Annotated in this window: 19 protein-coding genes and 1 pseudogene; 10 read left to right on the forward strand and 10 right to left on the reverse strand. The window is 71.0% G+C overall.

Annotation, left to right across the window (positions count from 1 at the left end; translation table 11 throughout):
* Nucleotides 1–65: 65 nt before the first annotated feature.
* Entirely contained in the window at nt 66–632 is a 567-nt protein-coding gene (locus tag ABFJ78_RS47850) for a TetR family transcriptional regulator (RefSeq protein WP_436394188.1), read from the reverse strand.
* 100 nt (nt 633–732) lie between these two features.
* Between ABFJ78_RS47850 and ABFJ78_RS47855 the strand changes: the two genes are divergently transcribed.
* The 4 genes from ABFJ78_RS47855 to ABFJ78_RS47870 all read left to right on the forward strand — a co-directional run bounded on the left by ABFJ78_RS47855 (nt 733) and on the right by ABFJ78_RS47870 (nt 4,596).
* Nucleotides 733–1,035 carry a muconolactone Delta-isomerase family protein gene (locus ABFJ78_RS47855; protein WP_436394190.1) on the forward strand — a complete coding sequence of 101 codons (303 nt, stop codon included), beginning with the start codon at nt 733–735 and terminating at the stop codon, nt 1,033–1,035.
* 159 nt (nt 1,036–1,194) lie between these two features.
* Nucleotides 1,195–2,736, forward strand: a complete 1,542-nt coding sequence (locus ABFJ78_RS47860; RefSeq protein ID WP_436394192.1) for an alpha/beta fold hydrolase — start codon at nt 1,195–1,197, stop codon at nt 2,734–2,736.
* Between the two features lie 31 nt (nt 2,737–2,767).
* Nucleotides 2,768–3,925 (forward strand): sensor histidine kinase, encoded by a 1,158-nt coding sequence (locus ABFJ78_RS47865; RefSeq protein ID WP_436394193.1) that lies wholly within the window; start codon nt 2,768–2,770, stop codon nt 3,923–3,925.
* Nucleotides 3,922–4,596, forward strand: coding sequence for a response regulator (locus ABFJ78_RS47870; protein WP_436394195.1), 675 nt, complete (start codon nt 3,922–3,924; stop codon nt 4,594–4,596). The genes ABFJ78_RS47865 and ABFJ78_RS47870 overlap by 4 nt, the downstream gene beginning before the upstream one ends.
* Before the next feature lie 36 nt (nt 4,597–4,632).
* Here the strand turns inward: ABFJ78_RS47870 and ABFJ78_RS47875 are convergent, their stop codons facing one another.
* The gene (locus ABFJ78_RS47875) at nt 4,633–5,160 is read right to left on the reverse strand and encodes a helix-turn-helix domain-containing protein (protein WP_436394197.1); all 528 of its coding nucleotides are present in this window, start codon (nt 5,158–5,160) and stop codon (nt 4,633–4,635) included.
* A gap of 59 nt (nt 5,161–5,219) precedes the next feature.
* On the opposite strand from ABFJ78_RS47875, the gene ABFJ78_RS47880 reads away from it, so the two are divergent.
* The 3 genes from ABFJ78_RS47880 (at nt 5,220) to ABFJ78_RS47890 (ending at nt 7,980) form a co-directional block, all read left to right on the forward strand.
* Nucleotides 5,220–6,128 (forward strand): alpha/beta hydrolase, encoded by a 909-nt coding sequence (locus ABFJ78_RS47880; RefSeq protein WP_436394198.1) that lies wholly within the window; start codon nt 5,220–5,222, stop codon nt 6,126–6,128.
* 89 nt (nt 6,129–6,217) lie between these two features.
* Entirely contained in the window at nt 6,218–7,081 is an 864-nt protein-coding gene (locus ABFJ78_RS47885; protein ID WP_436394199.1) for a fumarylacetoacetate hydrolase family protein, read from the forward strand.
* Between the two features lie 566 nt (nt 7,082–7,647).
* Complete coding sequence (locus tag ABFJ78_RS47890; RefSeq protein ID WP_436394201.1) at nt 7,648–7,980, forward strand: MerR family transcriptional regulator; 333 nt, start codon at nt 7,648–7,650, stop codon at nt 7,978–7,980.
* Nucleotides 7,981–8,155: 175 nt separating this feature from the next.
* Here the strand turns inward: ABFJ78_RS47890 and ABFJ78_RS47895 are convergent, their stop codons facing one another.
* Genes ABFJ78_RS47895 through ABFJ78_RS47910 form a run of 4 tightly spaced genes read right to left on the reverse strand, consistent with a single transcriptional unit; the run spans nt 8,156 to nt 15,459 of the window.
* The gene (locus ABFJ78_RS47895) at nt 8,156–9,568 is read right to left on the reverse strand and encodes an endo-1,4-beta-xylanase (protein ID WP_436394203.1); all 1,413 of its coding nucleotides are present in this window, start codon (nt 9,566–9,568) and stop codon (nt 8,156–8,158) included.
* Between the two features lie 28 nt (nt 9,569–9,596).
* Entirely contained in the window at nt 9,597–11,063 is a 1,467-nt protein-coding gene (locus tag ABFJ78_RS47900; RefSeq protein ID WP_436394205.1) for an arabinofuranosidase catalytic domain-containing protein, read from the reverse strand.
* 28 nt (nt 11,064–11,091) lie between these two features.
* Nucleotides 11,092–13,467 carry a ricin-type beta-trefoil lectin domain protein gene (locus tag ABFJ78_RS47905; RefSeq protein WP_436394207.1) on the reverse strand — a complete coding sequence of 792 codons (2,376 nt, stop codon included), beginning with the start codon at nt 13,465–13,467 and terminating at the stop codon, nt 11,092–11,094.
* A 24-nt stretch (nt 13,468–13,491) separates the two neighbouring features.
* On the reverse strand, nt 13,492–15,459 hold the full coding sequence (locus tag ABFJ78_RS47910) for an alpha-L-fucosidase (RefSeq protein WP_436394209.1): 1,968 nt from the start codon (nt 15,457–15,459) through the stop codon (nt 13,492–13,494).
* 255 nt (nt 15,460–15,714) lie between these two features.
* Here ABFJ78_RS47910 and ABFJ78_RS47915 point away from each other — a divergent pair, with 255 nt between their 5' ends.
* From ABFJ78_RS47915 to ABFJ78_RS47925, 3 genes are read left to right on the forward strand one after another with little or no spacing between them, the layout of a single operon-like run.
* Nucleotides 15,715–17,064, forward strand: a complete 1,350-nt coding sequence (locus ABFJ78_RS47915) for a glycoside hydrolase family 43 protein (protein WP_436394211.1) — start codon at nt 15,715–15,717, stop codon at nt 17,062–17,064.
* Nucleotides 17,065–17,086: 22 nt separating this feature from the next.
* A complete protein-coding gene (locus ABFJ78_RS47920; protein WP_436394213.1) occupies nt 17,087–18,712 on the forward strand; it encodes a glycoside hydrolase family 27 protein in 1,626 nt (541 codons plus the stop codon).
* A gap of 23 nt (nt 18,713–18,735) precedes the next feature.
* Nucleotides 18,736–19,977, forward strand: a complete 1,242-nt coding sequence (locus ABFJ78_RS47925; protein WP_436394215.1) for an extracellular catalytic domain type 1 short-chain-length polyhydroxyalkanoate depolymerase — start codon at nt 18,736–18,738, stop codon at nt 19,975–19,977.
* Between the two features lie 101 nt (nt 19,978–20,078).
* Here ABFJ78_RS47925 and ABFJ78_RS47930 read toward each other — a convergent pair.
* From ABFJ78_RS47930 to ABFJ78_RS47945, 4 genes and pseudogenes are all read right to left on the reverse strand, one after another.
* Nucleotides 20,079–20,222 (reverse strand): annotated as a pseudogene (locus tag ABFJ78_RS47930) (IS5/IS1182 family transposase); the annotation flags it as partial.
* Nucleotides 20,223–20,390: 168 nt separating this feature from the next.
* Nucleotides 20,391–21,848, reverse strand: a complete 1,458-nt coding sequence (locus tag ABFJ78_RS47935; protein WP_436394216.1) for an arabinofuranosidase catalytic domain-containing protein — start codon at nt 21,846–21,848, stop codon at nt 20,391–20,393.
* 58 nt (nt 21,849–21,906) lie between these two features.
* Nucleotides 21,907–22,932 carry a LacI family DNA-binding transcriptional regulator gene (locus tag ABFJ78_RS47940; RefSeq protein WP_436394217.1) on the reverse strand — a complete coding sequence of 342 codons (1,026 nt, stop codon included), beginning with the start codon at nt 22,930–22,932 and terminating at the stop codon, nt 21,907–21,909.
* A 57-nt stretch (nt 22,933–22,989) separates the two neighbouring features.
* On the reverse strand, nt 22,990–24,351 hold the full coding sequence (locus ABFJ78_RS47945) for an RICIN domain-containing protein (RefSeq protein WP_436394218.1): 1,362 nt from the start codon (nt 24,349–24,351) through the stop codon (nt 22,990–22,992).
* Nucleotide 24,352 lies beyond the last annotated feature (1 nt).

Genomic DNA, 24,352 nt, shown 5'->3' on the forward strand with positions numbered 1-24,352 from the left:
GGCCGTCTCCCTCGGTTCGAGGGGGACGGCCCTGTTGTCCATCCGGACGTCGGCGGACAGGGGGATCAGTCGGCCGCGGTCAGGCTTCGCAGCCGGGCGAACGACTGGTCGATGGCATCGCGCAGCTCCAGGTCGCCGGCGGCGTCAACCCACCGGCCGAAGGCGACCCGGTACACCGCGGAGCCGGTTTCGGCGGCCAGCTCGGCCTCGGCGTCGCCGATGCCCCGCCGGCGAAGCCCGTCGGCGAGTGCGGCCGTCAGCTGGGCGTGCTTGATCAATTCGCGTTCCCGGAGATCGGCGTTGGCCATGATCACCGTGTGCCGCTTCCGGGCGAGCTCACGGTCGTGTCCGATGACGCCGGCCACCGCCTCGAGCGCGGCCGCGACGAGATCCAGCGCCGACGCCGTGGCGGGCGCCCCCGCCAACGCGGCCAGCGACTTCTCCTGCAGCTCGGCCGCGGCGTCGAAGAGGACCTCGCGTTTGTCGGCGAAGTAGCGGAAGAAGGTACGGGCGGTGACGCCGGCCCGTTCGGCGATGTCGTTCACCATGGTCTGGTCGAAGCCGCGTTCGAGGTACAGGTTCAGCGCGGCCTCGCGCAGCCGGCCACCGGCCCCCGGCTCCCATCGTCCCATCTCTCGAGCTTAGTGCGGTCCGCCAGTGATGTCAGCTGATGACATCGGCGTGGTACGGTGATGTCATCAGCTGACATCACCGTACTCGAAAGGACCACCCATGGCACCCACACCGACTTTCATGGTGTTCGCGACCCTCCGCGACGACACCGATCTCGCGGAATTCGCCGCGTTGCGCGAGGACGAGCAGAAGCAGCTGGAGGTGCTGCGCTCGGAGGGGCGGATCGGCGCCCACTACGTTTCCCCCGCCCGCCGGGCGACGTTCATCGAGGTCATCGCGGCCGACGAGGGACAGGTCGCGGAGACGCTGGCGACCCTGCCGTTCGCCCGGTTCTTCGATGCCGACGTCTACCGGACCACTCCCCCGGACCCCGCGGAGGCCGCCCACCGGGCACGCTCGTGAGCCGGGTGAGAAGTTCCCGTTGTCCCTCTCGGGAGCTACCGCACCTGCTCGCTCCGGGGTGACGCTTTCGCCGTCCTCATCCCGATAACTTCGGCGCCGTCAACACGGGCGGCGGGCCGGAAGGGCTTGCCACCGCCGGAAAATCGGAGGGCGAGCAGCATGAGCAAGACACGGGGGCGCCGGTTCGGCGCGGCCCTGGCGGTCACCACTTTGGCCGTTCTCGGGGTGGCCGCCTGCGACAGCACGGACGACGAAGACACCGCGTCGCCGGCGGCCCTCGCTTGGGGGCCGTGCCCGGCGGCGGCGCCCGGCACGACGCGGGATCCGCGGCTCACCTGCGCGAAGGTCGAAGTCCCGCTCGACTACGGCCGGCCGGAGGGCACGTCCATCGAGGTCGTGATCTCCCGCTTGGGCGCCACCGACCCGGCGAAGCGCCACGGCGTCCTGCTGCTGAACCCGGGAGGTCCCGCGCTACCGGGACTCGACACGCCCGGCGCGATGGCGCCGACACTGCCCAAACAAGTCCTCGACGGCTACGACCTGATCGGCTTCGACCCGCGCGGCGTCGGGACGAGCGCCCCGCAGAGCTGCGGCCTCGACAACCCCAGCGTCGCCGGCCTCTTCCCCTATCCCGCCGCCGACGGCTCGATCGACGCGAACGTCCAGGCCGCCCGCGACACCGCCGGGAAGTGCGCCGCCAAGGGCGGGGAGAACCTGCGCTACTTCACCACCGCCAACACCGCTCGCGACCTCGACCGCGTCCGCGAGGCCCTCGGCGAAGCCAAGATTTCGTACTGGGGCCAGTCCTACGGCACCTACCTCGGCGCCGTCTACAACGCGCTCTACCCGGACCGCGCCGACCGCGTGATCCTCGAAGGCAACGTCGATCCCGCGCACGTCTGGGCCGGTGAGGCGGAAAGCTGGGGAAAGGGCATGGCCGAACGCTTCCCCGACGCGGCCGCCGTCGCCGCCGCGCAGAACGCCGCCCTCGGGCTCGGCGCCACCCCCGAAGAAGTCACCCGGACCTACCTCGCGCTCGCCGGCCGGCTCGACCGCCAACCGGCGCCGGTTCCGGGAACGCCGCAGTCGGTGAACGGGGCGATGCTGCGCAGCATCACCTACGCTTTGCTGCTGCACAACGACACCCTGCCGGTGCTCACCCAGGTCTGGAAGGCCGCCGCGGACCTCGCCGACGGCCGGCTCACCGAAGCCGACGGCCAGGTGCTCAAGCAGGTGTTCGCCGAAACCCCGCCCACGCCGGGGGTTCCCGCGGACAACCAGGTGACCATGTTCCTGGCCCTCACCTGCGGTGACGCCGAGTGGTCCCACGACGTCGGCGGCTACGCGCGGGCCACCGCGGCCGACCGCGAGGCCTGGCCGCTGACCGCGGGCATGCCGGCGAACATCTGGCCGTGCGCGTTCTGGCCGCGGCCGGTCGAAAAGCCGGTCACCGTGACCGGCACCGGCCCGCGCAACACGCTGATCCTGCAGAACCGCCGCGACCACGCCACCACGTGGGACTCCGGCACGGGACTGCGCCGCGCCCTGGGCGACCGCGCCGCTTTCGTCGGCGTCGACAACGGCGGGCACTACGTCTACCACGAAGGTTCGGCCTGCGCCGACAACGCCACCGTGAGCTTCCTGGACACCGGCCGGCTGCCGGACAAGGACCTCGACTGCACCGACGTCACCCGGCACTGACCGGATGCCGTGAATCGCTAGGCTCCCGGCCATGCCGAAGCCGGGACGTCTCCGCGACCGCTGGGCGGCCCTCACCCCGGACGTCACCCCGGACGTCCGGGACGGGGCGCTCGCCGCGGTCGTCACCGCCGCCGCGTTCGTGCCGCAGCTCGCGATGGTCGGCGCCCAGTTCGGTGATCTGCCGAGGCACGACGGCGGGTTCGCGGCGGCGCTGCTGGTGCTCGGGCAGACGCTCCCGCTGGCGGTGCGCAGCCGGTGGCCCGCGGCCACCCTCGCGGTCATCGCGATCTGTTTCGGGGCGCACGAAGTGCTCGCGTACTCCCCCACGTTCGGCAGCCTCGCGTTGTACTTCGCGCTCTACTCGGCCGGGGCGCGGGAGGAACGGTTCCGCCGCGCGCTGCCGGCGGCGATGTCCGCGGGGTACGCCGCCTTCGCGGTCGTGGTCGTCTTGCGCGGGTCGCCGACGGATCTGCCGACCTACGTCGTCTACTACGTGGTGCTGGTCCTGTTCTGGTCGCTGGGTGCCCTGGTGCGGCAACGACGGCGGGAGGAGGCCGAACGACGACGGCTCACCGCCCGCGCCGCGGCGGCGGACGAACGGGCGCGGCTCGCCCGCGAACTGCACGACGTCGTCACCCACCACGTGACGGCCATGGTGGTCCAGGCCGACGCCGCCCGGTACCTCCCGCCGGAGAACGCCCCCGAAGTGTTCGCCGCCATCACCGGCTCGGGCCGCGACGCCCTCACCGAGCTGCGGTTCCTGCTCGGCGTGCTCGAAGCGACCGGCGCCCGCACGCCGGGGCTGAGCGCCTTGCGCGGGCTCGCCGAGCAGCCGGGCCGCGTGGTCGACCTCGTCGAAGCGGGCGAACGCCCCGAGCTGCCCCCGGAGACCGAGCTCACCGCCTACCGGATCGTGCAGGAAGCGCTGACCAACGCCGCCAAGCACGCCGCCGGCCGGCCCGCGACGGTGCGCGTCGGCTACGGCGCGGACCTCCTCGAAATCGAGGTGATCACCCGGGGCCCGGCGACCGCGCCCGGCGCGCTCGGCTCCGGCGGCCGCGGGCTGGCCGGGCTGCGCGACCGGGTCGACGCGCTCGGCGGCCGGTTCGCCGCCGGGCCCTCGGCGGACGGGTTCCGCGTCAGCGCGCAGTTCCCCGTCGCCGGCACCCCGGTGCGGAGCGACCGATGACCGACGCCCCGATCCGCGTGCTGATCTGCGAAGACCAGCAGCTCATCCGCGCGGGGTACGTGGCCGTGCTCGGCGCCCAGCCGGACATGGAGGTGGTGGGGCAAGCCGGGAACGGCCGCGACGCGCTCACCGAGATCGGCCGGCTGCGACCCGACGTCGTCGTGATGGACATCCAGCTGCCGCTGCTCGACGGGATCGAGGTGACCCGCCGGGTTTCCGGTCCCCACACGGCGAAGCCGGCGAAAGTCCTGGTGGTCACGACGTTCAACGTCGGCCAGTACGTCTACGACGCGCTGCGGGCCGGGGCGAGCGGGTTCCTGCTCAAGGACGCGCCACTCGACGAGCTGGCCGCGGGCGTACGTACGGTCGCGCGCGGCGAATCACTGCTTTCCCCCGCAGTGACCCGGACGCTGATCGGCCGCTACGCCGACCGGATCCAGCCGGTGACTCCCGCCGACGGCCCCTTGGACCGGCTCGCCCCGCGGGAGCTGGAGGTGCTGAAGCTGATCGCCGGCGGCCTGTCGAACGCCGAGATCGCGGCCGAGCTGGTGCTGGGCGTGGAGACGGTCAAGACGTACGTCTCGCGCATCCTCACCAAGCTGGACCTGCGGGACCGGGTGCAGGCCGTGGTGCTGGCCTACCGGACCGGGCTGGTCAGCGCCGCGGGCTGACCGCGCGCCGCGTCCGGTCCATTTCGGACAGTGGGCTCAGGCCTCGGCGGGCACGCCGATCAGGCTGATCATCCGGCGGGTGCGGCCGCCGCCGGCGTCGCGGCCGATCCTCGCCGTGACGGCCGCGTGGATCTCGGCCACGAGGTCGGCCATCTCCGGGTCGGTCAGCCACAGCGCGGCCTGCTGGTAGGTGACGCCGTCGGCGGCCGGGTCGGGTGAGCCGGTGGCGAGGTACCGGTCGAAGTCGGCCAGCAGGCCGCCGACGAACGCGGTGAACGCCCGCCGGTGTTCTTCGGTGGTCATCGTGGCGCGGACCTCGGGCGCGATTTCGGTGTGCTGCCACGACACCCGGTAGGTGCGCTCGACGGCGCCGCGGACGCGTTTCTCGTCGAGGACCTCGAGCACTCCGGCGGCCGCCAGCGCCGCGACGTGCCGGTACATCGTGGCCGGCGGGATGTCCGGCAGCCGCTCGCGCAGCTGCGCGGTCGTGGCGGGGTGGCCGTCCAGGAACGTGCGCAGGATCCGGAGGCGGACCGGGTGCAGCAGCAGGTCGAGCGTCGTCATGGACACATCATTACCCGTACTGATACCTTTATCAAAACTGATAACGATGGAGGTCGGACATGATCGAGGCGGAGACCGCGGCGGCGACGGAGATCGAGCTGGCCACGCCGGCCGCGGACGGCGTGGCGCTCGCGGGCACGCTCACCCTGCCCGCCGGACCGGGACCGCACCCCGCGGTGCTGTACCTGCCCGGCTCGGGCAAGCTCGACCGCGACTCCAACGCCGGCAAGCTGCGGATGGACCTGGGGCGCCCGCTGGCCGCGACGCTGGCGCGGCACGGCATCGCCTCGCTGCGCTACGACCGCCGTGGCGTGGGGGCGACGCCCGGCGACTGGCACACGGTCGGTTTCCTCGACAACCGCGCCGACGCCGCGGCCGCGTTGCAGGCGTTGCGCACGCATCCCGAGGTGCGCACGGTCGGCGTGCTGGGCCACAGCGAAGGCGCGGTGCACGCGATGTGGCTGGCCGCCCACGCATCCCCCGCGGCCGCGGTACTGCTGGCCGGGTACGCCCGCTCCGGCGAGGCGGCCGTGCGGTGGCAGGGTGACCGGCTCGCCGAGGCGGTGCCACGCCCGCTGCTGGGCGTTCTGCGGCGCGTGGCTGCGAAGCAGCTGGCCCGGGTGTCGGCGACGACGACCGACGCGACGCGCCTCGGCGGCATCCGGGTCAACGCCAAGTGGTGGCGGGAGCAGCTGGCCTACGACCCGCGGGCCGACCTGAGCCGCATCCGGGTTCCCGTCTTGGCGATCACCGGCGAGAAGGACGTCCAGGTCGACCCGGCCGACCTCGACGTGATCGCGAACCTGGTGCCCGGCGCCCGGATCCGGCGAGTGCCGGACCTGACCCACGTCCTGCGGCGCACCGACGGCCCCGGCACCGTGTTCGGCTACCGCAAGCTGCTCCGCCGGCCCGTCGAAGACGATCTGCTGACCGCCATCGCGCAGTGGCTCGCCGATCGGCTCGGCTGACCCGAAAGCTGTTCGACACTCGTTGACCGCCGCGCTCCGCACTCCGTAGGTTCGACCCCGAACCGAGGAGGTCCGGGTTGAGTCACCTGGTGCGATTCGCCGACGGAACCGGCACCGTCCGCGTCGGCCTGCTCGCCGAGGAGCAGCTGCGGCCGCTCGCGGTGGCGTCGATGAGCGACCTGCTGCGCCGGCCCCTGGCGGAGATCCGCGAGCTGGCCGACGCCGCCGGGGAGCCCGTCCCCACCGACGGGACGCGCCTGCTGCCGCCGCTCGACGGGCGGATGGAGGTGTGGGCCGCCGGGGTCACCTACCTGCGGTCCGAGGAGGCCCGCCGCGAGGAGAGCGCCGACCAGGACGTCTACGCGCGCGTTTACCGCGCGGACCGGCCGGAGCTGTTCTTCAAGTCGGCCGCGTGGCGCGTGGTCACCGACGACGAGCCGATCGCCGTCCGCGCCGATTCCGCCAACAACGTGCCGGAGCCGGAACTCGGCCTGGTGCTGACCCGCGGCGGGGAGGTCGCCGGGTACGTGGTGGTCGACGACGTCAGCTCCCGCAGCATCGAAGGCGAGAACCCGTTGTACCTCCCGCAGGCCAAGATCTACACCGGATCGTGCGCGGTGTCGGCGCGGGTCCGGCCGGCGTGGGAGGTGCCGGACCCGCTGTCGCTGAGCCTCCGCATGCGCGTCCTGCGCGACGGTCACGAGGTGTTCGCCGGTGAGTCCAGTACCGCGCAGCTGAACCGCGAACCGGCCGGGCTGGTCGAATACCTGTGGCGGGACAACGACTTTCCCGACGGCGCCGTGCTCTCGACGGGCACGTCGGTCGTGCCGGGGCTCGATCAGGGGCTGCGGCCGGGAGACGCCGTCGAGATCGAGATCGGCGAGGTCGGATCCCTGCGTTCCCCCGTGGTGCTGGGCGCGGACGAGGTACGGCGGGTGCTCGCGAGCCGCTGAGGGCTCAGCCGGGTCCGCGTCAGAAAATCTATGCCAGCCGGGGTAGACATTGGTTGGCGGATGTGTGTAATCTTCTTCTCGTAGCGAGAGAGACAACGTCGAGCAGGCGCGGGAGAGGACGTAACTACCCGCGAGCAGTGGCAGGACCGGTCAGGTGGCCGGAGCCGATCGGTGAACAGGGCTCCGGGCAGTGACCAGCGGCGTCAGCGTGCTGGGACCGATCAGTGGAAGGGTTCCCGCGGTGACGTGCGCAGCAGCAAGTGAAGTGGCAGTACCCGCAGTAACAGCAGTACCCAGTAAGTGGAAAACACCGGAGAGAAGGGATCGGGAGCATCATTGGATCGCCCGCGGCGGCCGGGTAGCAGGGCCGCGCGGGTGCCGTAGTCCCATCGAGTTCGGAGGTGGTGCTCGGTCACGAATGAGCGATCCCCGCGACACCCGGCTTTCGGCCGGACGCGGGTGCGGGAAGCCGGCGGTCGCGCCGGTTGACAATGGTGAAACCCAACCCTTTGAGGACCCCGGGTGCCGTGCACGGCACCCGGGGTCCTTCGTGATGTGGAGGTGGAATGATTCCTGACCAAGCAGGACCGGCCGCGTCGGGCGCGGCCGACAAGTTCGACGACGAGCACTACCCCGCTTACACCATGGGCCGCGCCGCGGACATGCTCGGCACCACCCAGGGTTTTCTGCGCAGCCTCGACGAAGCCGGGCTGATCACACCGCAGCGCTCCGCCGGCGGGCACCGTCGCTACTCACGTCAGCAGCTGCGCTTGGCCGCCCGGGTGCGGGAACTGGTCGACCAGGGCACCGCCATCGACGCCGCCTGCCGCATCGTCAGCCTCGAGGACCAGCTCCACGAAGCCCAGCGCCTCAACACCGAACTCCGCGCCCGCGACTGATCTGCTCCCGCCGCGCCGGCGTGCTGCCCGCTTCACGCGTCACGCCCCGCGCGGCGGAAGACCAGTTCCCGGCCATGACCTTGACGTTGCCGTGCGGCGGGCCGGTCACGATCCGCGTGAGCGTCGGGCTGCACGCCCCCCGCCGGAACCGAGGGGCGAAGCAGCCCGCGCACCATCAACTCGCCGGCCCGGTCCACCGCTGGTTCGACCCGCCGTTGCAGGTCCAGACGATCACGGCGGTCCCGTTGGCGGTCGCCGCGCCCGTCACGTCCAGGCACAGGCCCGACTGGGCGTTCGTGATCGTGCCGTTCCCGGGGAACGTCCACTTCTGGCCGGTTCCGCCGGTGCAGTTCGCGATCACCGCCGCGGTGCCGGCCGCCGGCCCGCCGCCGGCGGTGTCCAGGCACCGCTGCGTGCTCCCGGAGTAGACCGTCAGCGTCCCCGAGCTCGTGCGGGTCCACTGCTGGTTCGTCCCGCCGTGGCAGTCCCAGATCTGCAGCGCGGTGCCCGCGGTGGTCGACGAGCTCGGCACGTCGAGGCAGCGGTTCGCGGCCACCGCACGCAGCGCGGCGTCACCTCCACCACCTCCGCCGCCGTTGAGCGCGTCGAGGACGGCGGTGTAGGCCTGCTTCTTGCCGTAGTTGCCGTCGAACAGCAGCGGCGTGTCGCCCGAGCGCCACGAGTACTTGTCCGTGACACCCCACGCCGTGATGCCGGTGCAGCGGGAGACCGCCAGGCACGCCTGGGTGACCTGCCGGTACACGTTGGCCTGGCCCGAACCCGAACCGCCGACGTCCAGCTCGGTGATCTGCACGTCGACCCCGAGGTCGGCGAAGCGCTGCAGGTTCGCCTGGTAACTGCTCAAGTTGGACGTCGAGCCGAGGTGGCTCTGGAAGCCGACGCAGTCGATCGGCACGCCCCGGCTCTTGAAGTCCCGGACCATGTTGTAGATCCCGGTGCTCTTCGCGTTGACGCCGTCGGTGTTGTAGTCGTTGTAGCAGAGCTTGGCGTTCGGGTCGGCCGTGCGGGCGGCGCGGAACGCCTCCTCGATGTAGCCGTCACCGAGCTTCTGCTGGAACACCGACTGCCGGCGGCTGCCGTTCTCCTCGAACGCCTCGTTGACGACGTCCCACGCGTAGAGCTGGCCCTTCCAGTGGCCGGCCACCTGGCTGATGTGGTTCTGCATCGCCGACCGCAGGTTGCTCGCGTCCAGGCCGCTCACCCACCCGGCCAGCTGCCCGTGCCACACCAGCGTGTGCCCGCGGATCTTCATCCCCTTGCTCCGGCCCTGGCTGACGATCTGCTCGCCCGGGCCGAAGTTGAACTGGTTCCGGTTCGGCTCGACCGTGGCCCACTTCATCTCGTTTTCCGGGGTGACGCCGTTGTGTTCCGCCGTCCACGTGTTCACGTAGGCCGATTCGCCGAGGTGGCTCGTGGAGATCGCGGCACCGAAGTACCTCCCGCTCTGCGCCGCCGCGGCGCCGAGCGTGCTCGCTGCGCCCGCGGTGCCGGGGAACAGCACCAAGGAAGCCACTGTGAGGCCGGCGGCGGCGAGCGCGGTCCGCCGCCGGGTCGGACTGGTGGTCATCACAACCTCGTTCCTTCGTCGAAGGTGCTCAACCGAGCGTCCACTGCTGGTTGCTGCCGCCGTTGCAGGTCCACAGCTCCACCGGCGCGCCGTTGGCCGTGGACGCGCTCGTCACGTCCAGGCACAGCCCGGACTGCGCGCCGGTGACCGTGCCGTTGGAGTTGACGGTCCACTGCTGGTTGGCTCCGCCGTTGCACGACCAGGTCACCACCTTCGTCCCGGCGCTGGTCCCGTTGCCCGAGGCGTCCAGGCAGAGCGTCTGCCCGCCGACGGACACCGTCAGCTGGTTCGACGACGTGCGGGTCCAGGTCTGGTTCGCCTGGCCGGAGCAGCTGTAGATCTGCAGCTGGGTGCCGGGCGTGGTGGTGGATCCCGGGACGTCGAGGCACTTGCCGGCGCCGACGGCGTGCAGCGGCCCGGTGGTGGTGCCGCTGCCGCCGGTGCCGTACCCGGCCGCGGTGATGTTGGCCTGCACGGCGTTCTCGGTCGCGTCCGACGGATAACCGGACGTCATCACGCCTTCGTAGAACGTCCCCGCGGAGCCGATGCTGTTGTCGCCGCCGGTGCCGAGGATGATCGCGCCTTCCTTGCGCATCGGGTTGTACCCGGAGACGTTGGGACGGGCACCGTCGTAGAAGGTCGACAGGCCGCCGGACTGCGCGTTGCCGCCGCGGATGGCCCAGTGGTTGGGGCCGCCCTTGATGATCGCGGTCAGGTAGCGGTGGCTGATGGTGGGGTCGTTGGCGTTGTAGCGCTGGTTGATCCCGGAGAACAGGCCGTTCTCGAGGTCGGCCATGATCCACGGGCCGTTCCCGGCGCCGTAGCCCCAGACCTTGATGTTGCCGAAGTAGATGGCCTCCATCGTGCCGTTGCCGTTGTCCCGGCTGTTGCGCTCGGCGTTGCCGTAGTCGAAGCAGCAGCCGCCGTTGTAGTGCGTGCCGTCGAAGATCGCGTACATGCCCTCCGGCTGGTCACCGGTCGCGGTGCCGGTGGCGTTGTTGTTCCGGTACCCGGTCCCGGGCGCCACGAACACGCCGTACGCCTTCTGCCCGCCGACGGTGATCGGGGCGGCTGCCGCGTTGGCGAGGTTGTCGTACCCGCCGGGGGCCGGCCCTTGGAACCCGCCCGGTGGGGCCTGCGTGAGGTGGTTGCCGCGGCCGGACTGGTCGTAGATGACGGTGATCAGGCACGTCGTGCCGGCGCAGAAGGAATCCTGGGCCGCCGCGTTCGCGACGCCGCCCGCGCTCAGCAGGCCGATGTCCCGCGTCGCGTTGTCCGACGCTCGCCGGACTTGGTACAGAACACCGTTGTACGCGCCGTACAGGGCCCGGGTGGTGGAATGCGCGGCCACGCACGGCGTGCCGCCGGCGGCGTAGAGGTCGCACGGTCCTTGCGTGGCGGCCTGCGCCGGTGCGGCCGGGCCGGCCAGCGCGCCCGCGGCGAGCGCCACCGCGGCTCCCGTGGTCTGCAGTGACCTTCTCCATCGTGCTTTCATCGAACTCCTTTGTCCGGACGAAACACTGTCAGCTCCTGGCCCACTTCTGGGCGTCACTGCCCGTACAGGCCTGCAGGGTCACCGGCGTGCTGTTCGCGGTGCCGCCGTTCGGGGCGAGGCACAGTCCTGATTGGACACCGGTGATCGTGCCGTCGGCGTTCGCGTTCCACTGCTGGTTCGTGCCGCCCGTGCAGTCCCAGATGATCGCCCGGGTGCCGGCCGTCGTGCTCGCGCCCTCGGCGTCGAGGCACTTGGCGCCGTACACCAGCAGCTGCTTCCCGGAGGTGAGCGTCCACTGCTGGTTGCCGCCGCCGTTGCAGTCCCACAGCGTGACCTGGGTGCCGTTGGTCTGGGACACGTTGGGGACGTCGAGGCAGCGGCCGGAGCCGGTGTTGCGCAGCACCGAGGTCGACCCGCCACCCGAGCCGGTCACGGCGAGGTTGTCGAACTGGGCGGTCTCCCCCGTGCTCGTGCCGATCCCGGCCTGGCCGGCCGGGAAGGTGCTGTCGGCGACCGTGCCGAGCACGGCGCCGTCGAGCGAAGCGGTGATGGTGCTGCCGGAGAAGCCCAGGGACAGCTTGTGCCAGCGGTTCGTGCCCAGCGCGGTCGTCGTGCCGCTGCGCAGCGTCGTGACCTGCTGGCTGGTGTTGTTGCGCTGGATCGACCAGGCGCCGGTGTCACTGATCCGCAGGTAGTAGGCGTTGACCGCGCCCTGGTTGCCCGTGTCCTGCGAGCCGACCCGGCCGAGCAGCTGGACCGACCCGGACTTCTCCAGCAGCACGTCCGCGTTGACCGTGTAGTTGCTCCAGGCCACGTTGCCCAGCAGCGCGTAGGGATCGACGAACTTCTTCCAGGGGATCGTCTTCTGCGGCGCGGCCTGGCGCACGCACGTGCCGGAGCGGCCGGCACCGCAGGCGGACGTCTCGAAGGCGCCCTCCATGTCCATCAGGTACTTGGCTTCCTTGCCGGTCGCGTACCCGTCGAAGTCGTCGCTGTAGGGCAGGTTCAGCGAACCCTGCGACGGGCTGCTCGCCGTGCCCTTGCCCTGCCCGGTGGTGGTCGTGATCGTGTACAGGTAACCGGGCTGGGCGGTCAGCGAGAACGCTCCCCCGGACGGCGTGATGTCGGCCGTGTGCCTGAAGAAGTCCCCGGGGTTGTTCGAGTTGAGGTTGGTCGCCCACACGTGCACCTGGCCGGTCGACAGCCCGCCGGTGACGTTCAGGTTCAGCGTCTGGGCCGAAGTGGCGTCCATCGTCTCGACGACCGTGCTGTAGTCACCGGTGCTCGGGGACCGCAGCGAGACGTAGCTGCCGTTGGCGCGGTTGCCGCCGAGGTACCCGCTGGCAGTGTCGAGGTACTTCCAGCCGGGCGCGGTGAATTGCGTGGTGTGCGCCAGCGCCCAGGCGTCCTTGCCGACCGAGTAGTAGCCCGACCACGGCTGGTTGGCGAGGATCAGCCCCACGGTCGGCCAGGGGATGTTCGGCGTGGTGGCGGCGATGAGGTCCCAGTTGAGGTAGGCGGTCATCTTGCCGTCGAGGTAGACGCGGTTGATGCCGCGGGCCAGCGGCTTGGCGCCGTCGTTGTAGTCCTGGGAGCCGTTCTCGCTCGACCACAGCGTCTTGCCGGTGCCGGTGACGCTGGAGGGGACACTGCACGACGTCTGCGCGCTGAGGTAGCCGCAGGTGTAGTGGGCGCTCAGCACGTCGGTCGCGTTGCGGTAGGCCGTGTTGGTCGAGATCGCGCTCGCGGGTCCCCAGTCCCCCGGCCACGAGTCGCCGGAGATGACCTTGACCGCGCTGTACCCGTTGGCGTTGAGCGCGTTGCGGAGGGTCACGGTCCAGTCGGCGCTCCACTGCTTCTCGTTCTGGACGCTGGTGAGGTAGTCGATGGTCAGCCCGTGCTGCTTGGCGCACCCGAGCCACGAAAGGTAGTAGTCGGTCAGGTCGTTCGAGAAGAAGGTGCCGTTGCCGATCCAGCCCGGCGCGCCCCACGGCAGGCCCACGAGCTTGATACCGGGGTTGCGCGCCTTGGCCTGCTCCATGATCCACCACTCGTAGCCGCGGTTGCAGTCGAGGTCGCCGCGGAAGTGCGCGTGGCTGGGTTCCGCGCCACTGGTGGAGTTGGTGTCCCCGCCCATCTCCACCTTGAGGATCTGGAGCGCGGCTCCGTAGCCCGGCTTGAAGAGGTAGTCGAGGATCTGGCCGCGCTGGGGCTCGGGGTAGTCGATCAGCAGGCGGCTGTTGCCACCCCCGCCGCTGACCGCGCCGACGCCGTCGAACGTGCGCCCGGCCGAGCCGCCGTTGATCGTGATCGAGGTGGCGGCTTCGGCCGGCGCGGTGGCGGCCACCACGCCGGCGGCCAGGACGACGGTGGCGACCACCATCCGCAGCAGGGTTCGGGACATGGCAGCTCTCTTCCGACGAAGGGATCAGACGGCCGTGACGGTCCACTGGTTGTTGGTGCTGCCGTTCGGGGCCCACAGGACCACCGCCGAGCCGGCCGTCGTGCTGCCCGCGCCGTCGAGCGCGGTGCCGGTGGCCCGGTTGACGATCTGGTAGCGGCCGTTGCCCAAACCGGCCAGCCGCCACTGCTGGTTGTCGCTCCCGGTCCACGCGGCCTGCACGGCGTTGACGCCGTTGCCGGTCCGGCCGCCGCTGTCGGCGACCATGCCGTTGGTGCGGTTGACGATCCGGTGGTAACCGGTGCCCAGGTCGACCAGCTGCCAGTGCAGGTTGGTGGAACCGTCGTAGGACCACTGCTTGAGCATCGACCCGGCCGCGACGTTCCCGCCGCTGTCGAGCACGAGACCGGTGGTGACGTTGGCGATGCGCACCCAGCTCGTGGGGAGCGGACCGGAGCCCAACGCCGGGATCTGGCCGGAGAACGTCAGCTTCACCACGCACGCCGGGGCGCTGAACGGCGTCGACGGCAGCCGGACGTGCAGCCCGGAACCGTCCTGGGTGCGGTCGGGCAGGTCGGTGTAGGACCCGGGGCTGGAGCCGAGCAGCTGCACGGACTTCAGCGAGCCGAGGTTGATCCGGCCCGAGCCGAGCGTCGTGATGTCCAGCGTGCCGCCCGGCCAGCCCATGACCGTGGCGTAGAGGACGGTGTTGTCCTTGCTGCGGGTGAACCGGATGTCGCGGTTGGTGCCCTCGCGAGGTGTCGTGAAGGAGCCGCCGCCCATCTGCGTCGGGCCCTCGCCGTAGGCCGACCAGGCGCGGGTGGCGTAGATCGACTCCCCGAAGCGGCCGAGGTAGTCACCGATGCCCAGCAGGATCGTCCGCTGTCCCGACGGGATGGTGCCGTCGGCCATCGGCGCGATGTTGAGCAGCATGGTGCCGTTCTTGCTGACGCGGTCGATCAGCGAATGCAGCATCGCCTTCATCGAGTAGTAGCCGATGCCGGTCGTGTAGCACCAGCTCGAGCTGGAGATGCTGTCGTCGGTCAGCCAGTACGGGTTCTGGATGTCCCCCGGCCCGCCGCGCTCGAAGTCGAAGACTTCGCCCCGGTTGTTGAAGCCGTCCTTGTAGGTCGCGACGACGTCCTTGTTCCACGCGACGGCCTTGTTGTAGTAGTACGAAAGGAAATTCAGCCGGCGGGACTCGTCGACGCGGGGCAGGTTGAAGTCCTGCCACAGCAGGTCCGGCTGGTAGCCGTCGATCACCTCGGCCAGCTTGTCGTACCAGAGCTGGTTTTCCGCCGCCGAGCCCAGCTGGCCGTACAGCTTGCGCAAGCTCGCGTCCGACTGCGCCGGCACGTGGTCGTAGTAGCCGGTGAAGTGGTAGGCGTGGTGCAGCGACACCATGAACTTCAGGCCCCGGGCGCGGATCGCGTCGGCGTGCAGCCGCACCAGGTCCAGCCGCGGCCCCTTGGCGACGGAGTTCCATTCGTTGACGGCGCTGTTCCACATGGAGAAGCCGTCGTGGTGCTCGGCGACCGGCCCGGCGAACTTCGCGCCGGCGTCGGCGAACAGCTGCGCCCACTCGGCCGGGTCGAAGTTCCCGCCCGCGGACTTGAGCTTCGGCGCGAACTGCACCCAGTTGCCGGCCTTGTCGCGGGCCCCGTTGACGAAGTTGTGGTAGGGCCACGCCGACGGGTCGCCGTACACGGCCTTGTGGTGGTTGTTCTCGCTGGACCCGCTGACGTACATGTTCCGCGGGTACCACTCGTTGCCGAACGCCGGGACGCTGAAGACGCCCCAGTGGAAGTAGATGCCGAACTTGGCGTCCTGGAACCACTCCGCGGCGGGCGGGTGCTGGTCGACCGACGACCAGGTGGGCGTGTAGCTGCCCGGCCCGGCGGTCGCCGACGCGATCCCGGCGCGCAGGAGCCCGGCCGTCGCCGCGCCGCTCACGGTGATCAGACCCAGCATGGCGCGGCGGCTGAACTCGGGCATGGCGGGAAGCCTCCTCGGCGCCGGATTGAGTTAGCGCTAACACGCTCTGTCTAGGCTCAGCCGACACCGGTGGTCAAGCTCTGCTCGCGCCCGAAAACGATGACCACGGCGAACTCCCAGCGTGAACCGCTCGGACGACGTGAAACTTTCATGCGTTGCGACGAATGCTTGTGAGCGTGAACATCAGCGTGCCAGACTGCTCTCCGCCTGGCCTCGGAGCGCGAGCAACGGTGACCACAAATCGAAGGAGCACCCGTGAAAGTCGTCACCCTCGTCGTCGCGCTGCTCTGCGCTCTCGGGCTGTTCCCGGCCGTCGCCGCCGCGGACAACCCGATCGTCCAGACGATCTACACCGCCGATCCCGCACCGCTGGTCTACAACGGCCGCGTCTACCTCTACACCGGCCACGACGAAGACGGCTCGACGAACTTCACCATGAAGGAATGGCGGGTGTGGTCGTCGGCGGACATGGTGAACTGGACCGACCACGGATCGCCGTTGAACCTGGCCGGTTTCAGCTGGGCGAGCGCCAACGCCTGGGCGGGCCAGACCGTCTACCGCAACGGCAAGTTCTACTGGTACGTCCCGATGACGGTCCGCGCGACCGGCGCGATGGCCATCGGCGTGGCCGTGGCGGACAGCCCCACCGGGCCGTTCCGCGACGCGCTCGGACACCCGCTCGTCGCCAACGGCGAGTTCGACCCGACGGTCTTCATCGACGACGACGGGCAGGCCTACCTGTACTGGGGAAACCCGCACCTGTGGTACGTGAAGCTCAACGCCGACATGATCTCCTATTCCGGTGGCGTGAACCAGATCCCGCTCACCACCGCCGGGTTCGGCACGCGCACGGGGAACACGAGCCGCCCGACCCTGTTCGAGGAAGGCCCCTGGGTCTACAAGCGCAACGGCTTGTACTACAACGTGTTCGCGGCGAAGTGCTGCTCCGAGTTCATCGGCTACTCGACCGCGCCCGGCCCCACCGGGCCGTGGACCTACCGCGGGACGGTCATGCCCACCCAGGGCAGCAGCTTCACCAACCACCCGGGTGTGATCGACTTCAACGGCGGTTCGTACTTCTTCTACCACAACGGCGCCCTGCCGGGCGGCGGTGGCTACACGCGCTCGGTGGCCGTGGAGAAGTTCGCCTACAACGCCGATGGCTCCATCCCGACGATCAATATGACCACCAGCGGTGCGCCGCAGGTCGGCACGCTGAACCCGTACACGCGGCAAGAGGCGGAGACGATCGCCTGGGAGTCCGGCGTCGAGACCGAGCCGTCCGCCGAAGGCGGGATGAACGTCGGCTACCTCGAGAACGGCGACTGGATCAAGGTCAAGGGCGCCGCTTTCGGTTCCGGTGCCCGGTCCTTCACCGCGCGAGTCGCGTCCGCGGCGGCCGGCGGGCGGATCGAGCTGCGGCTGGACAGCACCGGCGGCACCCTGGCCGGCACCTGCACCGTCGGCGGCACCGGTGGCTGGCAGACCTGGACGAGCGTGTCCTGCCCGGTGACCGGCGCCTCCGGGACCCACGACCTGTACCTCCGGTTCACCGGCGGCAGCGGCTACCTGTTCAACCTGAACTGGTGGCAGTTCGCGGCTTGACGACTCCTGGAAAGGGGCGATGATGCCCGTTCGACTGCGTCACCTGCTCACCGCCGCGGCCACCGCACTGGCCGTGACCACCGCGCCGGCGGCCGCCGCGGCCGCGCCCGGCAGCCCGGCGCTCACCCCGCCGCTGGGCTGGAACAGCTGGAACAGCTTCGGCTGCGGCGTCACCGAAACGGCGATCCGCCAAGCGGCCGACGCGATGGTCTCGTCCGGGATGAAGGACGCGGGCTACCAGTACGTCGTCGTCGACGACTGCTGGTTCGACCCGCAACGCGACTCCCAGGGCGCCTTGCGCGCCAACGCGTCGAAGTTCCCGAGCGGCATGAAAGCCCTGGGCGACTATATCCACAGCCGGGGCCTGAAGTTCGGCATCTACCAGGTGCCGACCGACCGCACCTGCGCCCAGCGCACCGGCACCTACCCCGGGTCCACCGGCAGCGCGGGGCACGAGGTCCAGGACGCCGGCACGTTCGCGTCCTGGGGCGTGGACTACCTCAAGTACGACTGGTGCTCCCCCGCCGGCACCCGCGACGAGCAGGTCGCCCGGTTCACGGTGATGCGCGACGCGCTGCGCGCCACCGGCCGCCCGATCGTCTACAGCATCAACCCCAACAGCTACCACGCCATCACCGGCGACAAGTACGACTGGGGCCAGGTCGCCGACCTCTGGCGCACCACCGAGGACCTCCTCGACATCTGGCAGAACGGCAACACCAACAGCTACCCGATGGGCGTGGGCAACGTCCTCGACGTCACCGCCCCGCTGGCCGCGCAGGCGGGGCCGGGGCACTGGAACGACCCGGACATGCTCGTGGTCGGGCGGCCCGGGTTGTCGCTGACCGAGTCACGGGCCCACTTCGCCCTGTGGGCGCTCATGGCCGCGCCGCTGATGGCGGGCAACGACATCCGCACGATGTCCGCCGACATCAGCGCGGTGCTGCGGAACCCGCGCTTGCTGGCGGTCGACCAGGACCGGCTCGGCGCGGGTGGCCGCCGAGTCCGCGACGACGGCAACGTCGAGGTCTTCGCCAAGCCGCTGGCCGACGGCTCGGTGGCGGTCGGGCTGCTCAACCGCGGCGGTGCCACGGCCACCGTGAGCACGACCGCGGCGCAGGCAGGGCTTTCCGGCACGGCGTTCACGCTGACCGACCTGTGGACGGGCGCGACGTCGACGACCGGCGGCCCGATCAGCGCGAGCGTGCCCGCCCACGGCGTCGCGGCGTACCGGGTGTCCGGCGGTTCCCCGCTGGCGGCCACGACGTCACGGCTGCGCGGAGCGGGTTCAGGGCGTTGCCTCGACGTCGACAACGCCTCGACGGCCGCCGGCGCGGGCACGCTGGTCTGGGACTGCCAGACGGCGGCGAACCAGCTGTGGACCACCTGGGCGAACGGCGAAGTCCGCGTGTTCGGCGACAAGTGCCTCGACGCCGACCACCAGGGCACGACCAACGGCACCCGGGTGATCAGCTGGCCGTGCTCCGGGCAGGACAACCAGAAGTGGACGTTCGGCACGGACGGCTCGATCCGCAACGTCCATTCCGGACTGTGCCTGGACGCCGAGGGGGCGGCCACCGCCAACGGGACGCACGCGATCCTGTGGAGCTGCAACGGCCAGGCGAACCAGCGCTGGAGCCGCGTCTGAACCCACCCGAAAGGACGACCACGATGGCCGGACTGAAAACGACGCTCGCCGCCGTTCTGCTGCTCGCCGTCACGGGGCTCGCCGCTCCGCCGGCGGCGGCCGCGTCCCTGGTGGAGGTGACCGGCTTCGGCGCCAACCCCGGCGGGATGCGCATGCACGTCTACGTACCGGACTCGCACCCCGCCCGGCCGGCCGTCGTGGTCGCCATGCACGGTTGCGGCGGCTCGGGCCCCGGCTTCCACTCGAGCAGCGAATTCGCGTCGCTGGCCGATCGGTACGGGTTCCTCGTCATCTACCCCAGCGCCCAGCAGGAGGCCGGTTTCGGGAAGTGCTTCGACACGTGGTCCGACGCGGCCAAGCACCGCGGCGGCGGCAGTGACCCGGTCTCGATCGTTTCGATGGTGACCTACGCCGAACAGCACTACGGCGCCGACCCGGACCGGGTCTTCGCCACCGGATCCTCCTCCGGGGGCATGATGACCAACGAGCTGCTCGCCCTCTACCCCGACGTGTTCCGCGCCGGCGCGGCCTTCATGGGCGTGCCCTTCGACTGCTTCGCCGGCGCCGCGGACTACCCACCGGGAACCAGCAAGTGCACCGGCGGCAGCATGAACCGGACTCCGCAGCAGTGGGGCGACGCCGTCCGCCAGGCCTACCCGGGCTACAGCGGCCCCCGTCCGCGCGTCCAGCTGTGGCACGGCACCGCCGACACCCTGGTGCCCTACTCGCTGCTCCAGGAGGAGATCGAGCAGTGGACGGACGTGTTCGGGCTGAGCCAGGCACCGACCGCCACCGACACCCCGCAGCCCGGCTGGCAGCGCCGCCGGTACGGCGACACCGTGGAGGCGTACAGCATCGAGGGCGCCGGACACAGCCTGCCCGCCACCGGCATGGCCGCCCAGGCCATCGCGTTCTTCGGGCTGACCGGGACAGTCACGGACCCGGCCGGCTCGTGCGCGGTCAGGGCCACGGTGTCCGCCTGGAACACCGGCTTGACGGAGAACATCACCATCACGAACACCGGCAGCGCGCCGATCGACGGCTGGTCCATCGCCTTCACCCTGCCGGCCGGTCAGCGGATCACGTCGGGCTGGGGCGCCACCTACTCCCCCGCCTCGGGCCAGGTGACGGCACGCAACGCCGCCTACAACCCGGTCCTCGCACCGAACACCTCGACCACGTTCGGCTTCCAGGCCACCCACACCGGCGACCCGGCGGCGCCGACGGCCTTCGCACTCAACGGCACTGCCTGTTCCGTTCCCTGACCCTTCGCAGAACGTCCCCCGCTCAAGTTCGGGCAGGTGCCGGACGCACCCGATGTGGCGTTCGGTGCGCTCAACGCACCCAACGCCACATTGAGGTTTTCTCAGTAGCGGCCCTGGTGTTCGTGGTGAGTGAGTACCAGGGCCGCTTGGACGATGGCGCCGATGCGTTTCGGGCAGAGGGTGACTCGTCGCAGCGCTGACCAGCGGGTCTTGAGTAGTGCGGCGGCTCGTTCACCGCCGCAGCGCCATCGGTTGTGTGGCGAGGCGGTGCAGGTCCCGGCCGTGCCGACCGGACTTTCCCGGAGCGCTGTTCGCACCCCGCCCGGCCGGCAGTCACCTCCGCTGATCCGGTGAGCCGGACGCCCGAGCCGTCCACCACGGCTCGGGCGTCCGGTTCTCCCCGGAAGGTGGCCTCAGCGATAACCGGCGGCGACGATGTTCGCCTGCACCGCGTTCTCCGTCGCATCGGACGGATAACCGGCGACCATCGCCCCTTCGTAGAACGTCCCCGCACTCAAGTTGGCGCCGCCGCCCGGCTTGCAGCAGTCACCGCCACTGCCCAGCACGATCGCCCCCTGCTTCTTCATCGGGCTGTACCCGCTCGGGAGCCCGCCGTCCCACAACGTCGTGAGGCCGCCGGACTGCGCGTCGCTGCCCTTGATCGCGAACCGGGACGTTCCGTTGTTCTTCAGCACCGCCGTGACGAACTTGCTGCCGAACGCCCGCTGGTTCGGGTTCCACGTCTGGCTGCCGCCGGGGTACAACCCCCACTCGAGGTCGGCCTGCACCCACGGGCCGGTTCCGGAGCAGCCGCCGAACCAGCACTGCTTGCCGAAGTTGAGCGCGTCCATCGCCCCGGCCGCATCGGCCTTGCGGGTCGTTTCGCTGTTGCCGTAGTCGAAGCAGCAGCCGCTGTTGACGTGGGTCCCGCTGGTGACCATGTACATGCCCTCGGGCGCGCTGCCGGTGGGCACGCCGGTCAGGTGACCGTCACGCCAGTAGCTGTTGCCCGGGTTGATGTACAGCGAATAGGCCTTGCTGCCGCCGACCGTGAGCGACTCCGTGGTCGCCTTCGCGGGGCTGCTCTGGCTGGAGCCCGGCACCACGCTCGACCCCTGGTACCACAGGTCGTTCCCCCGCCCGGACTGGTCGTAGACCACCGTGATGACGCAGGAGGTGCCACTGCAGAAGGAATCCTGGGCCGCGGCGTCGGCGGCACCGCCCGCCGCCAGGGCCCCGACGTCGCGGGTCCCGTTGTCGGACGCGCGCCGGACCTGGTACAGCTTCCCGCCGTAGGACCCGTACAGCGCACGCACCGTGCTGTGCGCGGCGATGCACGGTGTGCCCCCCGACGCGTAGATGTCGCACGGGCCCGCGCCGGCGGGCGGGGTGGTTCCGGTGGTCCACCGCTGGTTGCTCTGGCCGTGGCACGTCCACAGGATGACCGCGGTGCCGTTGGCCGTCCCGGCGCCGTTGACGTCGAGGCACAGCCCGGACTGGACGCCGGTGATCGTCCCGTCGGAGTTCTGCCGCCACTGCTGGTTCGCCCCGCCGGTGCAGGACCAGATGATCACCGCCGTCCCGGGCGCCGTCCGGTTGCCGTACGCGTCCACGCACCGCGTCCCGGCCAGCGCCCGCAGCTCACCGGCGCCGGTGAACTCGAACGCCTGGCTCGCCTGGCCGGTGCAGTCCCGGATCTCCAGCGCCGTGCCCGGTGCGTCGGCGCCGCCCGCGACGTTCAGGCACCGCCCCGACGCCGCGCTCGTGAGCGAGGTCGTCGCCGCGGCCGCCGGTATCGCGCCCGCCAGCGCGGCCGCCACCAGCACGGCCAGGACCAGAACGGCCCGCGCCGGGTTGACTCGAGTGGTCACGAATCCTCCTTCGGGCACCGCGGAACTCCCCGCAGCGCGATTGTTAGCGCTAACACAGTCACGCGGAAGCACGCACGACCAGCTCGGTGTCGAGCACCGCGCAGCGGGGCACGGCCGAGCCGCCGAGCAGCGCCAGCAGCTCGGCCGTCATCCGGGTACCCATCTCCTCGATCGGCTGCCGCACCGTCGTCAACGGCGGATCCGTGCGCCGCCCGACCGGCAGGTCGTCGAACCCGATCACCGCCACGTCACCGGGCACCCGCCGCCCCGCCCGGCGCAACGCCCGCAGCGCGCCCACCGCCATCATGTCCGACGCGGCGAAGATGGCATCGACGTTCGGCCGGCGGTCCAGCAGACGCGCGGTGGCGTGCTCACCGGAGGCCTGCCCGAAATCCCCGAACACCACCAGCCCCCGGTCACCGTGACCGGCGCCCGCCACCGCCTGCCGGTAACCGAGCAGCCGATCCACCCCGGCGGTCATGTCCTGCGGCCCGGCGATCGTCGCCACCGTCCGCCGCCCCGCGTCGAGCAGCCGCTGGGTGGCCCGCCGGGCACCGCCCCGGTTGTCCACGTCCACGTAGGAAAACCGGCCCGGCTCCCCCGCGCAGACCGGCCGGCCGCCGAACACCACCGGAATACCGAGCCAGCCCAGATCGAGCGGACGACGGCCGTGCATCCCGATCACCAGCGCGCCGTCCACGTGCCCGCCGTCGAGGTACCGCACCACCGGAGCCTGGTAGTTCTCCGTCGCCGGCACCGTCAGCAGCACCAGCTGCAACCCGACCCCGCTCAACGCCTTCCCCGCCCCGGCCGCGACGCGGGCGAAGTACGGATCGCCGAACAACCGCGGCACCTCCTCGCACACCACCAGCGCGACCGAACCGGTCGGCCCGGCCGCCGCCCGCGCGGCCCGCTGACGCGCGTAGCCCAGAGCCGACATCGCCGACTCGACCTGCTTGCGCGTTTTCGGCCGCACCCGCGGAAACCCGTTGAGCACGCGGGACGCGGTCGCGGTCGACACCCCGGCCGCCCGCGCGACATCGGCCAGGGTCGGACGGAGTTCGGGTGACTCGGCGATGGACACGTTCGCTCTCCCAAGACGTCGTTGTCTCCATGGGCTCACTCGAGGATATGGCCCCCCTCAGGCGCGCTGGATCCGGAACCGCTGATTGGCGGCACCGGTGTACGTCCATTGGGACACCCGTGCGCCGTCGGCGGCCGAGGCTTCCCAGACGTCCATCGCCAGGCCGCTCAGCCGGTTGGTCAGGCTGACCACGCCGCCACCCAGGTCGGCGACCCGCCACTGCTGCGCCGCGGCACCGGAGTCGGGTTGCTGGCTGATGACCGCGCCGGTGGCGGACCCGGCCACCTGGAGCACCAGGCCGCTGTGCCGGGCCCGGGCGCGGTAGTAGCCGTCACCGGAGTCGAGGAAGTCGAACTGCTGGTTCTGCCCGCCGGTGGCCGTCCACTGCTGCAGCGCGGCGCCGGCGGCGGTGGAGACACCGCTGATGTCCAGGAGCTTGCCGCTGTGCTCGGCCGCCAGGGTGTAGTTCACCCCGACCTGCACCGGCGCCCCGGACGGCGGGGTCGACGAGTCGAACTGCGTGAGGAACTTCCACACCTCGCCCGAGGTCCAGGTCTGCCAGCCGCTGCAGGCGCACCCGTCGCGCGGGCCGGGGTCGTGGCCGCCGTCGAACGCGGCCCAGACCACGGGGTAGCCGGCCCGGCAGCCCGAGTAGGCGGTGACGATGTGGGTCCGGCTGCCGCTCGAGGGCTCCGGCGGGTTCTGCGGGGTGCACCCGTTGTTCCGGACGAACTGGTCGCGCAGCGAACGCCCGGACGCGATGGGCAGGACGTTGTCCCCGATGCCGTGCATCCCGATGTAGGCGACGGGCTGGGTGCCGCCGCTGCACCCGCTGAGGTTGGCCCCCGAGTAGACGGCGACCGCGCGGAAGACCGTCGGCCGGGCGCACGCGAGCGCGTAGCTCATCGCGCCGCCGTAGCTGAACCCGCCCGCGAAGACCTGCGACGTGTCGACGCACAACGCCGCCTCGAGCTGCCTCAGCAGGTCGTCGATGAAGGTGACGTCCTGGCCGCCGGGGTTGGCCCAGCCGTTGCCGTTGCCCTGGGGCGCCACGAAGATCGTGTTGTTGCCCGCGCTGTCCGCGAGCCGCCGGAGCCCGTAGTAGGACCAGTTGTAGCCGTCGGTGCCGCCGGAGTCGACGTCGTTGGCCGTGCCGCCGCGCCAGTGCAGCCCGACGAACAGCCGGTACGGGTGGGTGTTGTCGTAGTTCGCCGGCACCCGCAGGATGTAACTGCGGTTCTGGCCGCCGCTGGAGATCGTGTGGCTGCCGCTGGCCAGCCCGGGGGCCTGGCCACAGCCCGCCGTTCCGGCAGCGGCCACCGACGGCGCCGGCACGGCGGCTTGCGCGGTGCCGATCCCGGCCGTCGCCAGCAGCACCCCGATCCCGGCGGACGCGAACAGACGTCTGAACCTCATCATG

The sequence above is a fragment of the Amycolatopsis sp. MEPSY49 genome, from assembly GCF_051337345.1.
GTDB lineage: Bacteria > Actinomycetota > Actinomycetes > Mycobacteriales > Pseudonocardiaceae > Amycolatopsis.